This is a genomic window from Pseudomonas sp. S3_A09 (assembly GCF_054668065.1).
This window is the reverse complement of sequence record NZ_CP162752.1, coordinates 3,456,934-3,471,785: the sequence shown is the minus strand read 5'-3', so window position 1 is coordinate 3,471,785 and position 14,852 is coordinate 3,456,934. Positions and strand designations below refer to the sequence as shown.

The 14,852-nt window shown below is 62.3% G+C and carries 11 protein-coding genes; 3 read left to right on the top strand and 8 right to left on the bottom strand.

The features are described from left to right. Nucleotides 1–12: 12 nt before the first annotated feature. The 3 genes from AB4N92_RS16200 to ptsP are packed head-to-tail and all read right to left on the bottom strand — an operon-like array spanning nucleotide 13 to nucleotide 5,513. Nucleotides 13–1,722, bottom strand: a complete 1,710-nt coding sequence (locus AB4N92_RS16200) for a PTS fructose-like transporter subunit IIB (RefSeq protein ID WP_010213212.1) — start codon at nucleotides 1,720–1,722, stop codon at nucleotides 13–15. Between the two features lie 11 nt (nucleotides 1,723–1,733). Continuing rightward, nucleotides 1,734–2,654 (bottom strand): 1-phosphofructokinase, encoded by a 921-nt coding sequence (gene pfkB, locus AB4N92_RS16195; protein WP_010213213.1) that lies wholly within the window; start codon nucleotides 2,652–2,654, stop codon nucleotides 1,734–1,736. Continuing rightward, nucleotides 2,655–5,513 (bottom strand): phosphoenolpyruvate--protein phosphotransferase, encoded by a 2,859-nt coding sequence (gene ptsP / locus AB4N92_RS16190; RefSeq protein ID WP_021491905.1) that lies wholly within the window; start codon nucleotides 5,511–5,513, stop codon nucleotides 2,655–2,657. A gap of 293 nt (nucleotides 5,514–5,806) precedes the next feature. Here ptsP and cra point away from each other — a divergent pair, with 293 nt between their 5' ends. Together cra and AB4N92_RS16180 are read left to right on the top strand one after the other, a co-directional pair. Further along, a complete protein-coding gene (gene cra, locus AB4N92_RS16185) occupies nucleotides 5,807–6,802 on the top strand; it encodes a catabolite repressor/activator (RefSeq protein ID WP_021491906.1) in 996 nt (331 codons plus the stop codon). Between the two features lie 2 nt (nucleotides 6,803–6,804). Continuing rightward, nucleotides 6,805–7,581 (top strand): TatD family hydrolase, encoded by a 777-nt coding sequence (locus AB4N92_RS16180; protein ID WP_236266873.1) that lies wholly within the window; start codon nucleotides 6,805–6,807, stop codon nucleotides 7,579–7,581. On the opposite strand, the gene AB4N92_RS16175 is transcribed toward AB4N92_RS16180, so the two are convergent. The 5 genes from AB4N92_RS16175 to AB4N92_RS16155 form a co-directional block, all read right to left on the bottom strand. Continuing rightward, nucleotides 7,528–7,959 carry a hypothetical protein gene (locus AB4N92_RS16175; protein WP_021491908.1) on the bottom strand — a complete coding sequence of 144 codons (432 nt, stop codon included), beginning with the start codon at nucleotides 7,957–7,959 and terminating at the stop codon, nucleotides 7,528–7,530. The two genes, AB4N92_RS16180 and AB4N92_RS16175, sit on opposite strands and share 54 nt — an antisense overlap. A gap of 126 nt (nucleotides 7,960–8,085) precedes the next feature. Further along, complete coding sequence (locus tag AB4N92_RS16170; RefSeq protein WP_392397730.1) at nucleotides 8,086–8,790, bottom strand: methyl-accepting chemotaxis protein; 705 nt, start codon at nucleotides 8,788–8,790, stop codon at nucleotides 8,086–8,088. Between the two features lie 1,439 nt (nucleotides 8,791–10,229). Continuing rightward, nucleotides 10,230–11,066, bottom strand: a complete 837-nt coding sequence (ampE, locus tag AB4N92_RS16165; protein WP_236266875.1) for a regulatory signaling modulator protein AmpE — start codon at nucleotides 11,064–11,066, stop codon at nucleotides 10,230–10,232. After that, a complete protein-coding gene (ampD, locus tag AB4N92_RS16160) occupies nucleotides 11,063–11,626 on the bottom strand; it encodes a 1,6-anhydro-N-acetylmuramyl-L-alanine amidase AmpD (RefSeq protein WP_010213226.1) in 564 nt (187 codons plus the stop codon). The genes ampE and ampD overlap by 4 nt, the downstream gene beginning before the upstream one ends. 61 nt (nucleotides 11,627–11,687) lie before the next feature. Further along, complete coding sequence (locus AB4N92_RS16155; RefSeq protein WP_010213227.1) at nucleotides 11,688–13,811, bottom strand: DUF1631 domain-containing protein; 2,124 nt, start codon at nucleotides 13,809–13,811, stop codon at nucleotides 11,688–11,690. A 191-nt stretch (nucleotides 13,812–14,002) separates the two neighbouring features. On the opposite strand from AB4N92_RS16155, the gene nadC reads away from it, so the two are divergent. Further along, nucleotides 14,003–14,851, top strand: coding sequence for a carboxylating nicotinate-nucleotide diphosphorylase (gene nadC / locus AB4N92_RS16150; protein ID WP_010213228.1), 849 nt, complete (start codon nucleotides 14,003–14,005; stop codon nucleotides 14,849–14,851). Nucleotide 14,852 lies beyond the last annotated feature (1 nt).

Sequence of the window (14,852 nt, the reverse complement as noted above, 5' to 3'; positions counted from 1 at the left end):
TACAGCATGGGGTTATGACACGGGTGCGACAGTCAGCTCTTGCGCTTCCGGACGTTTGATCAAGGCGTACACCAGACCGGTCAGCAAGCTGCCCGCGACAATCGCCAGCAGGTACAGCAGCGCATGGTTCATCGCATTCGGGATGACCAGCACCGCCAGGCCGCCGTGGGGCGCCGCGAGCTTGCAACCAAAGTACATCGACAGCGCGCCGGCCAACGCGCCACCGGCGATGCTGGCCGGGATCACGCGCAGCGGGTCTTTGGCCGCAAAGGGAATCGCGCCTTCGGAGATAAACACCATCCCCAGAATGATCGCCGCCTTGCCGGCCTCACGCTCTGTTTGGGCAAACTTGCGGCGTGCCAGGAACGTAGCGATGCCCATGCCGATCGGCGGCACCATGCCGGCCGCCATGGTGGCGGCAATCGGCGCGCCACTGTGCGCCGCCAGCATGCCGACGGAAAACGCATATGCGGCCTTGTTGATCGGCCCACCGAGGTCGACGCACATCATGCCGCCCAACAGAATGCCCAGCAGCACGGCGTTAGTGGTGCCCATGGTGTTGAGGAATTCCGTCAGGCCCACAAGCATGCGCGCCACCGGTGGCCCGACCAGGTAGATCATCGCCAGGCCGGTGAACAGGCTCGCCAGCAACGGGATGATCAGGATCGGCTTGAGCGCATCCAGGCTTTGCGGCAACTGCACCGCGCGGGTGATCAGCTTGACGCAATAACCGGCGAGGAAACCGGCAAATATCCCGCCGATAAAACCAGCACCCAAGGTGGTCGCCAGCAACCCGCCGATCATGCCGGGGGCCAACGCAGGACGGTCGGCAATGGAATAAGCGATGTAGCCCGCCAGCAGCGGCACCATCAACATGAAGGCCTGATCGCCGACGGTTTTCAAGGCAGCAGCCAGTGTGCCTTTCTCTTCAAAAGCAGTGATGCCGAACATGAAGGACAACGCAATCAACAACCCGCCCGCCACCACCATCGGCAACATGAACGACACACCGGTCAGCAGGTGTTTGTAAACGCCGGTTTTTTCTTTCTTGGCCACGGCACCGCTGGCCGCACTTTCCACTGCGCCTTCAGCAAGGGCCTTGTTGAGGGTGGCTTCGGATTGCTTGAGGGCAATGCCGGTGCCGCAGCGGTAAATTTTCTTGCCGGCGAAGCGCTCGGTAGCGACTTCGATATCCGCCGCCAACAGCACCACATCGGCCTCAGCGATAGCCTGCGGGCTCAAGGGCGTGCGTGCGCCGACCGAGCCCTGGGTCTCGACCTGCAAGTCGTAGCCCAGCCGCTTGGCGGTCTGCTGCAAGGCTTCGGCGGCCATGAAGGTGTGCGCCACGCCCGTCGGACAAGCCGTGATTGCCACAATACGTGGTGCATTTTCAGCCGCCTGCTGCGTGGCGACATACACCTGGGCTTCTTCAGCGCCGCGACGCAATACCGCGTCGACATCCGCCAGCGCCTGGGCCGGCGTGCTCTGGAACACGCGCTTACCGACAAACCGCTGCATATCCACCGGGGTACTGCTGACCAACAACACCCATTCGGCATCGTCGATCGTGGCCTGGGAGAGCTGGCGTTCCGGGCGCTGCACATCCACCACTTCAACGCTGGTGCTCCAGCCCTGACGCTGTGCGGCGGCGTCCAACAAGCGGGCGCACAGCACACTGGTGACCATGCCGTTCGGGCAGGCGGTAACAATGGCTAACTTCATCACAAACCCTCTTATTGTTCTGTCAGCGAGCGCACTTGAACGCCGCTTTCGAGACGCGCCAACTGCGCGTGATCGCTGATGCCAAAACCGATCTGCGTCACCGCCATCGCGGCAATCGCCGTGGCGCGGCGCAAGGTCTGTTCCGGCGTATCCCCGGTGAGCAGACCATGGAGCATACCGGCCAGCAGCGAATCGCCGGCGCCTACGGTGCTGGCGACCGTGACCTTGGGCGGTGTGGCCTGCAGCGCCGCATTTGGGCTGTACCAGCTCACGCCGGCGGCACCGTCGGAGACCACCACATGTTCGACACCTTGCCGGTGCAGTTGGCTGACCGCATCGGTGGCGTTATCCAGGGCTTCGGCCAGCTCTTCAGTATTGGGTTTGACCAGCCATGGGCCGGCCAGCAAACCCGCGCGCAGTGCTTCGCCGCTGGTGTCCAAAGCGACTTTCAAACCATAGCGTTTCAACTGCTCCAACAGCCCCTTGAACCACTGCGGGCTGACGCCGCGTGGCAAGCTGCCGGCCACCACCACCGCATCAAAGCCGGGAGCAATCTGCGCCAGTTTGTCCAGCAAGGCGTTCTGCGCCTGTTCTGTCACCTGCGGCCCCGGTGCATTGATGTCGGTGACCCGGCCATCCTGCTCGGCAATCTTGATATTGCTGCGGGTTTCACCGGGCACGCGGATAAACGCGTCGGTAAACCCACGCTGTGCAATGAGCGCTTCAAAGGCCTGGGGGTTGCCTTCACCGAGAAAGCCGCTCACGGTCAATTCATGGCCCAGGTCGGCCAGCACCTGCGCCACGTTCACACCCTTGCCGGCGGCATGGGTCAGCAGGGTTTCGCTGCGGTTGACTTCACCCGGTTCCAGGCGCGCCAGGCGTACCGTCAGATCCAACGCCGGGTTCAGCGTCAGGGTCAGAATCCTTGCCATCTATACGGCCTCCACTAGGGCTCGCACTTCGGCAGGTGAGCCCACCGCCAGTGCTTTTTGCGCCAGGCCCTGGGCCTCGCTCAGACTGAATTCGCGCACGCGCGCCTTCACTTCGGGAATGCTGCGGGCGGACACGCTCAACTCATCCACCCCCAGGCCGACCAATACCGGCACTGCCAACGGGTCCGCCGCCAGCTCGCCGCACACGCCAACCCATTTGCCATGGGCATGGGCTGCACGCACGGTGATGTCGATCAGTTGCAACACTGCCGGGTGCAGGCCATCGGCCTGAGCGGACAGGGTCGGGTGGCCACGGTCGATGGCCAGGGTGTACTGGGTCAGATCGTTGGTGCCGACACTGAAGAAGTCCACTTCCTTGGCCAATACCGGCGCGAGCAACGCGGCCGACGGCACTTCGATCATGATGCCCAGTTGCAGGTCCGCCACCGGGATTTCCAGACGCAGGCGCTCGGTCATGTCACGGGCGGCGCGCCACTCATCGACGCTGCCGACCATGGGGAACATGATGCGCAGCGGACGGTTGTCCGCCGAGCGCAGCAGCGCCCTCAGTTGGGCTTCCATGATCTGCGGGCGTTGCAAGGTGAGACGAATGCCGCGCACGCCGAGGAAGGGGTTTTCCTCTTCGGCGATCGGCCAATAAGGCAGCGGTTTGTCGCCGCCCACATCGAGGGTGCGCACGACCAGCGGACGACCGGCGAGACCATCGAGGACGCGGCGGTATTCGGCTTCCTGGGTAGCCTCGTCCGGCGCTTGCGGATGGGCCATGAAGATCAGTTCGGTGCGCAGCAAGCCGATGCCTTCGGCGCCCTGCTCCACCGCGCTGGCGACGCCAGCGCTTTCGCCGATGTTGGCGAACACTTCCACGGCATGACCGTCACGGGTCAACGCGGGTTCGTGGCGTTGTGCCGAGGCCGCTTGCAGGCGTTGTTCGCGGGTGTCGCGCTCGACCGTGGCGCGTTGCAGGGTAGCGGCGTCGGCATCCACATGCAGGCGCCCGCGCTGGCCATCCAGCAACAACGGCGTACCGGCGGCCAACAGCAACACCGCCGGACCGGCGCCCACCAGCGCGGGAATACCGAGGGCGCGGGCGACAATGGCACTGTGGGCCGTCGCGCCGCCGCGGGCGGTGAGGATGCCAGCGACGCGCGCCGGATCAAGCCGGGCCACATCAGACGGACCGACTTCGTCCATCACCAGAATGTAAGGCTCACTCGGTTCCTGGGCGGTTTCGACGCCACACAGTTGCGCCAGCACACGACGGCCAATGTCACGCAGGTCGGCGGCACGCTCGGCGAGCAAGGCATCCTGCAACGACTCCTGCTGTTTGGCCGCCGCTTCGATCACACTCATCCATGCCGCCTCAGCGCTTTCGCCTTGCTTGAGGCGCGTGTCGACTTCGTCGGTGAGTTCAGGGTCGTCGAGCATTTCCTGGTGGGTGACGAAAATCTCGCGGATCGCCTTGGACTGGCTGCGTTCGATCAGCCCCTGGATATCACGGCGCACATCGGCCAGGGCGCTGTGCAGGCGCTCGCGCTCGATGGCGCAAGATTCGCCGCGCAGTGGGTAATCGAAGACTTGCAGAACCTGAATGTGCGCAGGGCCGATAGCGATGCCCGGCGCAGCGGCGATGGCCTGAACCTGGCTACCGGCCAAGGGTGCGCTGAGCTCCGGCTCGATATCGAGGACTTCAGGCTGGACGCTCACGGTCGGCAGCGGCTCGACGTCTTCACCCAGGCCTTCTTCCACCGCTGCCAGCAGTGCGGGCAGCGCGTCGCCAGCAATGCTCGGTTCGGCGATAAATTCCAGCACCTGGCCGCGACGCGCGCCGAGGCTCAGCAATTTACTCAGGCTTTTCACCGACACGGCGCCCACCGGGCCATCGACGATGCGCACACGGAGATCGCCGTCAAAACTTTTCGCCAACTGCGCAAGGATCTTCGCCGGGCGCGCGTGCAGGCCGTGGGCGTTGGCCAGGGTAATGCGCGCAGCAGGCCAGTCTGGTGGCAATTCTCCACCGAGCACTTCAAGCACGGCGCGGCTGCTGGTGGCGCGGCCGAGTTCCTGGCCGCGACCTTCTATCAGCAAGGCGCATAAGCGTTCGAGCAGCGTCTGGTGGGCTTCCCCCAGGCTGGCCAGGCAGAACAGGCCATTGAGCGGCTGGCCGAGGTAGCGCATAGGTTTGTCCGGGGTGACAAACGCCAGGCCCGGGCGCTTGACGGTCTGCTCGCTGTGCAACCACCACAGGCCATCGCCCAGGGGCAGCGCATCGACCTGCTGCAACACGGCAGCGAAACCATTGCTCACACAATCGGCCTGACGCAACAGCCGTGCACCGCGCCATACCAGCTCTTCGAAGTCGTCAGCGGACACGCCCAGGCCGATCATCTGCGCATCCAGCGCCAGTTCCTGCGGCGCACCCTGCAGCAGTTTCAACAGCGCTTCGGCGCTACCGGCACGGCGCAGAGCCTGGCCCAGGTCGGTTTCACCGAGGGCGCGGGTGAGCAGTTGCAACAGGCGCAGGTGTTCGTCGGATTTGGCGGCAATGCCGATGGCCAGGTACACGATCTGGCCGTCCCCCCAGTCCACCCCTTCGGGAAACTGCAGCAGGCGCACACCGGTGGAGAACACCTGATCGCGCGTTTCGGGAGTGCCGTGGGGAATGGCAATGCCTTGACCGAGGAAGGTCGAGCCTTGGGCTTCACGGGCTTGCAAACCGCTGAGGTATCCCTCGGCGACCAGGCCGTCGGCCACCAGTTTTTCAGCGAGCAGGTGCAAGGCAGCAGATTTGTCCACGGCCACCTGGCCCATGGAAATCTGCTCTACAGTGAGCTCAAGCATGCCGTTCTCCTAGTTAGTGCGGTGGCGCACTAGGTATTGTTTTAAACAAACAGTGTAAAGGGTGTTCATGATTAACTGACTAAGTAGTCAATTGGCAGTAGCCACTCAGTCGCGAACGTCGTAAAAATACGCTGGCTGAAACGTTTAATCTAGATCTTATGGAAGACTACGCGTTAATTGCGCATCCTTGAAGAACCACTCGGCGCTTGAGCCAGGACATTGGTCGTGTACAGGAATCGGTTACGATTGGAGAAAATGTCGGGGCCCGCTCCAGAAAACAAGGAAATCCCGGTTTGAAACTCAGTGATATCGCCCGTCTTGCCGGTGTGTCCGTAACCACCGCCAGCTACGTCATCAACGGCAAGGCCGAACAGCAACGCATCAGCAACGCCACCGTCGAACGGGTGCGTGCTGTGGTCGAAGCCCATGGTTTTACCCCCAACCCTCAGGCCGCCGGGCTGCGCAGTCGGCACACGCGCACCTTGGGCTTTATCCTGCCCGACCTGGAAAACCCCAGTTACGCACGCATCGCCAAGCTTTTGGAGCAAGGTGCCCGGGCGCGCGGCTATCAACTGCTGATCGCCAGTTCCGACGACGATGCCGACAGCGAGCGTCAATTGCTGCAACTGTTCCGCGCCCGGCGGTGTGACGCGCTGTTTGTCGCCAGTTGCCTGCCGGCCAGCGATGACAGTTACCGCGAGCTGCAGGCCAAGGGTTTGCCGGTGATTGCCATCGACCGGGTGATGGGCGCAGATCAATTCTGCTCGGTGGTCAGCGACGACCGCCAGGCGTGCCAGCAATTGACCAGCAGCCTGTTGCAACCCCTGCCCAAGCAGATTGTGCTGATCGGCGCGCGGCCCGAGCTGAGCATCAGCCAGGAGCGTGCCGCCGGTTTCCGTGAAGCGCTGGAAGGGTTCACCGGCGAGGTGATCGTCGAACACGGCGAAGCCTTCAGCCGCGACTGTGGCCGACAGTTGATGGAGCAACTTCTGCAGCAACTGGGGCACTTGCCTGACGCACTGGTGACCACGTCCTACGTGCTGCTGCAGGGCGTGTTCGACGCGCTGCATGACTTCCCACTCAAATCGCGGCCGCTGCGCCTCGGCACCTTTGGTGATACACAGTTGCTGGATTTCCTGCCGCTGCCGGTCAACGCCATGGCCCAGCAACATCAACTGATCGCCGAGACCGCGCTGCGCCTGGCCCTGGTCGCGGTCGAAGACGAGCAGTACCAACCCGGCGTGCATGCCATCGGCCGGACGTTCAAGCAGCGTATTCGCGAGGCTTGAGCGTGGAGCTGATCGACACCCACACCCATTTGGACTTCCCGGATTTCGACAGCGATCGCCGGGAAGTCCTCGCTCACAGCCGAGCGCTGGGCGTGCGACGCATGGTGGTGCTGGGGGTGTATCAGCAGAATTGGCAGCGGCTGTGGGATCTGGTGCAAACGGACGAAGGCTTGTTCGCTGCGTTTGGCCTGCACCCGGTCTACCTCAATGACCATCGCCCCGCCGACCTGACGGAGCTCGGCGACTGGCTGACTCGCCTGCACGGTCACCGGCAACTGTGTGCGGTAGGCGAAATCGGGCTGGATTACTTCCTCGAACAGTTGGACCGCGAACGCCAGCAAAGCCTGTTTGAGGCCCAACTGAAACTGGCCGTGGACTTCCAGCTGCCGGCGCTGCTGCATGTCCGTCGCAGCCACGCGGACGTCATCGCTACCCTCAAGCGCATTCGCCTGCCCCGTGGCGGCATCATCCATGCGTTTGCCGGTAGCCGCGAAGAAGCCCGCGAATACATCAAGCTCGGCTTCAAACTCGGGCTGGGGGGCGCCGCCACTTGGCCTCAGGCCCTGCGCATGCACAAGGTGCTGGCCCACCTGCCGTTGGACGCCGTGGTACTGGAAACCGACTCACCGGATATGGCGCCCGCCATGTATCCCGGCCAGCGCAACAGCCCCGAACACCTGCCGGCTATCTGCACTGAGCTTGCCGAGCGCATGGGCATCAGCCCTCTATTGCTGGCTGAGGCGAGCACACGCAATGCGTGCGAGCTGTTCAACTGGTAGCGCGGGCGTTACCCGTTGCAGATTCAAGATCAGGCGCTGGCGGTGACGGGCGTATCGCAACACCAGCAAATGCACCAGTAAGACCACCAACGAGATGTTGAATTGGCCGATCACACTGATCAGCCCCACCCACTCCGCCACCAACGCCACGATCAGCACCATGCAGGTCAACACCACCATGCTCGGGCGCACCAGCGCCCACTGGTCCAGGGACCTGAACTGGCGCAACTGTCGAGGGCAGTTCAGTTGCAAGATCCATTGGCAGTAAGGGCAATCGAACGGTTCTTCGATGGCGATGGCGTTGAGTTGCCAAGGCTTGAGATTAAAGGTGATATCACAATGGGCGCAGTGCCCTTTGATGCCGATCGCAGCGGTCATCGCTGTGCCTCCCCCGGACTTGAAATCGAGTGAAACAAGTTTCACCCATTCACGGCTCCAGAAAAGAGACGCAGCAAAATCAGGACAAGCGCCACACCATGAAACGATAAATCCTACATTCAATTCTCATACCCGAAACGCGCCGATCAATTGTTTCAACTCAATCACCTGCAGCGACAGCTGTCGACTCGCCGCTTCGGTCTGATACGCGCCCTCGGCGGCATGCTCACCAGCCCGATTGATTTCAACGATGTTCTGGTCAATATCGTGGGCGACGGCGGTTTGTTGCTCCACAGCGGCGGCGATCTGCTGGTTTTGATCGACGATCATCCCGACGGCGCCGAGGATATTTTCCAGGGCTTGCTGAACCCTTTCCGACTGCCCCACGGTGCCACTGGCCATATCATGACTGCTGCCCATGGCTTTCACGGCCGCCGCCACGCCGCTTTGCAAGCGGCTGATCATCTGCTCGATCTCCTCGGTGGAGTGCTGGGTACGGCGCGCCAGGGTCCGCACCTCATCGGCCACCACCGCAAACCCACGCCCTTGCTCGCCGGCGCGTGCGGCTTCGATGGCCGCGTTGAGCGCCAGCAAGTTGGTTTGTTCGGCGATGCTTTTGATCACTTCCAACACGCTGCTGATGGACTGGCTGTCGGTGGCCAGTTGGTTGATTACCTGCACCGACTGATCGATCTCCGTCGCCAGTCGCGCAATGCTGCCCTGCTGGGATTGCACCAGGCTGCGGCCGCTGACGGTTTCGTCGTTGACGCTGTGGGCACTGCTGACCGCCGCCGCCGCACTGCGCGCGACTTCCTGGGCAGTGGACGACATCTGGTTCATGGCCGTCGCCACCTGTTCGATCTGCATACGCTGCCCGGAAACGGCCTGGTTGCTCTGGGCCGAGACCGTCTCCACCTGCCCGGCCTGCAGCTCGACCTGACTGACGGTGTGCCCGACGCGCTCGATCAAGTCATGGATCTTCGCCACGGTGCCATTGAACACCTGGCCGAGGTCACCCAGCTCATCGCGGCTCTGCGCGACAAAGGTGACGGTCATGTCGCCGGCCGCGACCTTATCCATCATCGCGCCCAAGCGCCGCAAGGTGGTGCGCGTGGAGGCGTAGAAGCCTGCATACAAGTAGAAAATCAGCAGGAACACCGCGCTTAGGGCCGAGACCAGCACCACCATATGCGTACGGTTCTGTGCCAGGCGTTGCTCCAATTGCTGCCCGAGGAACGTCAGAGTGGCGTCATCCAACTGGTACGTCTGGGCCATCAATCGGCTGACGCCGTCGTAGAAATCCTGCCAGGGCGCGTCGAGGGTTTCGGCCATCACCACCTGTTCGTCAAACAACTCGCTGCCTTGCTTGAGGCTGGCGCTGCTGGACTTGGCCAGGCCGTCGAGAGCCGCATGGGCGGCTTTGCTGGAGCCCAAGGCATCTTGCAACTTCAGGCCATATTCGGCCTGGATTTTTTCCAATTGCTGCAACAACTCGTCAAACCGTGTGCTGGACGACGAGTTGAGAAAACCCTGCCCCAGGGAATACGCGCCCATTGCTCGACCTTCCCCCAGGGTCTGTGTGACGAGTGGGGTCACGCTGGTGATCAGCTCACTGAGTTGGCGCAGGTCGCTCTGGGGGTCGCGGCTCAAACCGGCTTGGCTGGCAATGATCTGGCTGAGCATCTGCGCCTTGTTGAGCAACTTGCCAATCAAAGCACTTTTGCTCAGCAACGACGTTTCCTGTTGCTGGGCCTTGAAGGCTGCGATCAACTCGTCGCGCTTGGCGTCAAAAGCGGCAATTTGCTCGGGCTCAGTCGCCATGGCGTTGAGGCTTTGCAGGCGGCTCAGCACGCTTTGTTCCAGGGCGCTGATCTTGCCCTCAAGATCGCCCGCCTTGCCGGACTGGCCCAGCGTGGCGTTGATCTGCACCTGGTTGTTGAGGGTTTCCAGGTCGCGGCGCAGGGCCAGGCTGCTACCGAGCAAATCAAGGCTCTGCAGCTCCACCCGCGTGCCCTGGTATTCGCGCCACGAATCACGCACCAGGTAATAGTTGGTCGCCAGCATCGGCAGCAGGAACAACACGCTGATCAAGCTGAACTTCATGCCGAAGCTCAGGCGGTTCATCAGCGCGACGGCGGGATAGAGCAAGCTCTTCACAGGTTAACTCCCTTTCTTTTATTTTTATCGAGGCGCAGGGCGGCAGTTAGCCAGCATCTGTATAGCTCAATTTGAAAGGGAGTTTTGTAACTTAAGGTTAATGAGATAGGGCGTTAAGGCAACACCGTCCAGATCGCAAACCCGGCATACCACAGCACCGCCGCACGCAAAAGCAGTTCCCAGAGCCGGTCCAGGCTGTTGATGCCATCGGGGCCGACCGCCGGTGGCGGGATTTCAGCGGCGACCAGGCCGACTTTTTCCACCAGTTCGGCGGCGCTGATGTCCCAGCTCAACAGTTCGTGCAGCATCACGCGGCCCACGGCGACGAAGTTGCCCACCAGGGCAAAACTGGCTGCCAGCAGGCGCACCGGCAGCCAGTCAAATGCGTGGCGCAGTTGCCCGGCCCGCTCGGCCACCAGAGGGTTCTTGCTGTATTCACTGGCCAGTGCGAGCAAGCGATAAGCCAGCGCGGCAACCGGGCCCAACAGGAAGTACCAGAAAATCACCGCGAAAAAGCTCTGGTAGGCCTGCCACAACAGATGGCCCTGGACGCGTTCGAGCAACTGTTCACCACTGTCGGCGCTCAGAGTCAGGTCACGCTCGGCGACATGCTCGGCGGCTTGCAGGTCGCCCCGTCGCCAGGCGTCGCGAAAGGGACCCAGCCCGGCGAGCAGATCACCACGGCCCAGGCTGTAGATCACCACCAGCAGGTGCACCGGCAGCGCCAACAGTCCGTAGGCCACCGGTTCCAGCACCAGCAGCAACAACGCCAGCAAGGCCACCGGTAATAACACCAGCAATGCCAGGATCAACCAGGGCTGCTTGCCCATGCGTGGGCTCGATTCCAGCTTGGCCAGTTCACGCAGCCAACCACCATCACGCTGTAACCGCTGGCGCAGAGCCGAGAACTTCTCGATCCATACGGCCAGCACCAACACCAGGAAACTCATCGTGCGTGTCCTCCATCCTGCAGGGCGCTGCGAAAGCGCGTCCAATCAAAAGCCGGGCCGGGATCGGTCTTGCGACCCGGAGCGATATCGCTGTGACCACAAATGCGCTGAGGCGTGATGTCGGGGTAAGCCGCCAGCAACTGGCGGGTCAGGTTGGTCAACGACGCATATTGGGCGTCAGTGAACGGCTGGTCATCCGTGCCTTCGAGCTCAACCCCCAGGGAAAAGTCATTGCAGGTATCCCGACCCTCGAACTGTGAGATCCCGGCATGCCAGGCCCGGTCGAGACAGGACACAAACTGCGTCACCGCACCATCACGCTCAATCAGAAAATGCGCAGACACCCGTAGGTCGGCGATCCCTTCAAAGTAGGGATGTTCCGTGACATCCAGACGGTTCTGGAAGAATTCCTGCACTTTGCCGGTGGCGAACTGCGCCGGCGGCAGGCTGATGTTATGCACCACCAGCAGTGAGATTTCGCCGGCGGGGCGCTCGTTGTAGTTGGGCGAAGGGCAATGACGGATGCCTTTGCACCAACCGCTGGTGGGGTCCAACTGCATACAGGTTCCTTGAACGAGACAACATGTGACCAGTATGCCGCGTTCGCCCCTTCGGTTGCGATCACTTGCCGCGATTGAGTTGACGCAGTTTGCCCACGACGGCAGTCAAGGCACGCTCGAACAAGGGGCCAGCGTCCAGGGTGTGCAGCGCGCCCCGCTTGAACGCCACTGCCAGTTGGCCCGCGCTTTTCTCTAACACCTTGAGCCCCGTGCGGCTGGTGAAGACATAGGTGTCGGCCGGCGCCATGATCGCCGTCAGCCGGCAGCGCAGCGTAGTCGCTTCGTCTCCCTCGAACACCACCCAATCACCCACCTTGAGCTGTCGGGCTTTCAGCAGGTCGGGGTCGTTGTCCGGCAGATCGCGGACCGGATCGGGTAACGCAGAGGTCAGTACAAACGGCTCACGCACTTCGATCCATTCGTCGCCCCCGCCAGGGGCCTGGACATGCAAGGCCTGCAAACGCACGAAAAACTCGCGGGTGCTGAAGGGGTCGAACGCGGCGCTGGTCAATCCGTCGCGCAGGGCCTTGAGCAAGCCCGGCAGTTGCCCCAGCAAATGACGCCCGGCTTCAGTGTCTTGCTGCAGGCCGACGCTCCAGATCAGTTCGTCCATGGTGCGCAGCCCCGCCTGCCATTGCACCGACTGCTCGCCATGCTTGAGGCTGGCCAGCAACAGCACCTGGCTCCAGGCCTGCTGCAGGAATTGCACGACCGGACGCGGCAGCGTCTTGCCAAGCAGGCGTTTGTTCAGCACATCGGCCACGCGCTGACGCGCAGCTTCGGTGCGCACACGCCCGGCTTCGGCATCACGGGTGTGCTGTTCAAGCAAGTCGCTGCGCCGTCGCTCATCAGCGGTGAAGGCGCTGAACTCGGCGAGCAATTGGGAAAAGATCACCGGGTCTTCGACAAATTCATTGAGCAAGCGCTGCACCACCTGCTCGATGCGCAGGTACAGAGGGTCGCGCTGGCTGGCGCCCATGGCAGCGGTGGCGATTTCATTGAGCAGGCGTCGCGCCGGGTGGCTGGCTCGACTGAAAAGGCTCTTGTCCAGCACCGCCACTTTCAACATCGGGATCTGCAGGCGACCGATCAAGGCCTTGTAGGCATCGGGCACGGCCCGGTCGTTGAGGATGAATTCGAACAGCAACGCGACCAGGTTGATCACATCTTCGTCCGCCTCCTCCACCACCCGCGACTTACCGCTCTTGACGCTGACGCGGGTGAGCAACTGTTCAAGCTGGTTGCGCAGGTCGAAATCATCCTCGACCTCAGGCTCGGGTACATATTGCTGCAAGTGGGACAGCAGGCGCAGCAGGTCACGGGGGGAGATGGGCAAGGGTTCGGCGCTGGCTTCAAGGGTCGGCGCCACGCTACCGCGTACCGCGGTGAGCAACGGCTGCAGCGCAGCGAAGGCTTCCTGGCCATTTTCGTCGACAGGCGGCAAGGTTTCTTCGCGCGCAAGCTCACGGGCCTCACGCGCCTCACGCCGGCGGGACGGTACGGCCTTGAGTTCAGGCAACACACCGGTCGCGACCAGCAACTGATTGGCTTCGCCGTACAGTTGGTCGGCGTCACTGAGTACGTATTTTTCAAACAGCTTGAGCATGATCAGTTTGACGCGGATCTCCACGCCCAGGCTGCGTCCCGCCCGCAGGAAGCACTCACACAGCAGTGCTGGCCCCAATGGGTTCTCGCGATCATCCAGGTGGTTGCCGAGCAACGCGCTCAAGCGCGCCGTGAGTTGCCCCAGGGCTAGGCCATCACGATGCCGCACCCGATCCAGCATTGCTTCAAGCGTAACGGCTTTTTCCAGGTCATCCCTGGATGAGCCCGGTGCCGCGTCGTAGGAAACCACTGGCACCAACTGCAATTCCCCACGCCCTGCCTGACCCAGGCTGGCGAAGGCTTCAAACAGGCGCTCCATGAACACGCGCTCGAAGTTCTTGCGCTTGAGGCGCAGGTCGCGCATGGCCTCGAAGAAAATATGATGGTCGAGGTTGTTGCGCGCCTTGTCGGCCATTTCGAACAAGGTGTCGTCGGCGTTATCGAACAGGTCCTGCAGCCCTTGCTGCAGCTGTTGCGCCGCCTTGTCGCGGACCTGCAGCAACACTACCGGCAGTCTGGCGAGCGGCGATGGCGTGGCGGACGCCTTATTGAAAGGCACCACCTTTGCGTCATTGTGCATCCTGGCCTCCTGAAACGGCGGTATCTTTCTGAACGTCAAAGCTATGACGCCAATTGCAAGGCGCTAGATTATCTGGCAAATGAGGGCAGGTGCGCCAGCAAACTCTGCCTTTGCACGGTAAATGAGTAGTGAGCCTGGGTTCGAACGCGCACTGCCCCTATAATCGGGGCACTTTGTCTGTGGAGCCTGTTATGCCGAATCTCCGTCTTGCCGACCTCACCGCCGAAATCGAAGCCAACGTGCGCCGCGCACTGCTGGAAGACATCGGCAGCGGCGACATCACTGCGCAGTTGATCCCGGCCGAACGGCTGGCCACGGCCACCATCATTACCCGCGACACCGCTGTCATCGCCGGAACGGCCTGGGTGGATGCGGTGTTCCGCCAACTGGACCCTCGGGTTGCCGTGCATTGGCAAGTGGCTGACGGTGAGCGCGTCAGCCCCAATCAGGTGCTGTTCCGCCTTGAAGGCCCGGCACGCTCGCTGCTCAGCGGCGAACGCTGTGCGCTGAATTTCCTGCAGTTGCTGTCCGGGGTCGCCACCCGCGCGCAATTTCTCGCGGACTTTGTCGCCAGCACCCAGGTCAAGCTGCTGGACACCCGCAAAACCCTGCCGGGGCTGCGCCTGGCGCAGAAATACGCAGTGACTTGCGGTGGCTGCCACAACCACCGTATCGGCTTGTATGACGCGTTCCTGATCAAGGAAAACCATATCGCGGCCTGTGGCGGCATTGCCCAGGCAATCACGGCCGCCCACAAGATCGCCCCCGGCAAGCCGGTGGAAATCGAAGTTGAAAGCCTGGATGAGCTGCGCGAAGCCCTGGCGGCGGGCGCGGATATCATCATGCTCGATGAGTTGAGCCTGGACGATATGCGTGAAGCCGTGCGCCTGAACGGCGGTAAGGCGAAGCTGGAGGCCAGCGGTGGGATCAATGAAAGCACCCTGCTACCCATCGCCGAGACCGGGGTGGATTACATCTCGATTGGCGCGATGACCAAGGATGTGAAGGCGGTGGATTTGTCGATGCGCCTTAGCATCTGAG

Excerpts from the sequence above, each read along its gene's own strand:
- AB4N92_RS16200 (WP_010213212.1), bottom strand. The coding sequence starts at position 1,722 with ATGAAGTTAGCCATTGTTACCGCCTGCCCGAACGGCATGGTCACCAGT.
- pfkB (WP_010213213.1), bottom strand. The coding sequence starts at position 2,654 with ATGGCAAGGATTCTGACCCTGACGCTGAACCCGGCGTTGGATCTGACG.
- ptsP (WP_021491905.1), bottom strand. The coding sequence starts at position 5,513 with ATGCTTGAGCTCACTGTAGAGCAGATTTCCATGGGCCAGGTGGCCGTG.
- AB4N92_RS16175 (WP_021491908.1), bottom strand. The coding sequence starts at position 7,959 with ATGACCGCTGCGATCGGCATCAAAGGGCACTGCGCCCATTGTGATATC.
- AB4N92_RS16170 (WP_392397730.1), bottom strand. The coding sequence starts at position 8,790 with ATGTCGTCCACTGCCCAGGAAGTCGCGCGCAGTGCGGCGGCGGCGGTC.
- ampE (WP_236266875.1), bottom strand. The coding sequence starts at position 11,066 with ATGAGTTTCCTGGTGTTGGTGCTGGCCGTATGGATCGAGAAGTTCTCG.
- ampD (WP_010213226.1), bottom strand. The coding sequence starts at position 11,626 with ATGCAGTTGGACCCCACCAGCGGTTGGTGCAAAGGCATCCGTCATTGC.
- AB4N92_RS16155 (WP_010213227.1), bottom strand. The coding sequence starts at position 13,811 with ATGCACAATGACGCAAAGGTGGTGCCTTTCAATAAGGCGTCCGCCACG.
- nadC (WP_010213228.1), top strand. The coding sequence starts at position 14,003 with ATGCCGAATCTCCGTCTTGCCGACCTCACCGCCGAAATCGAAGCCAAC.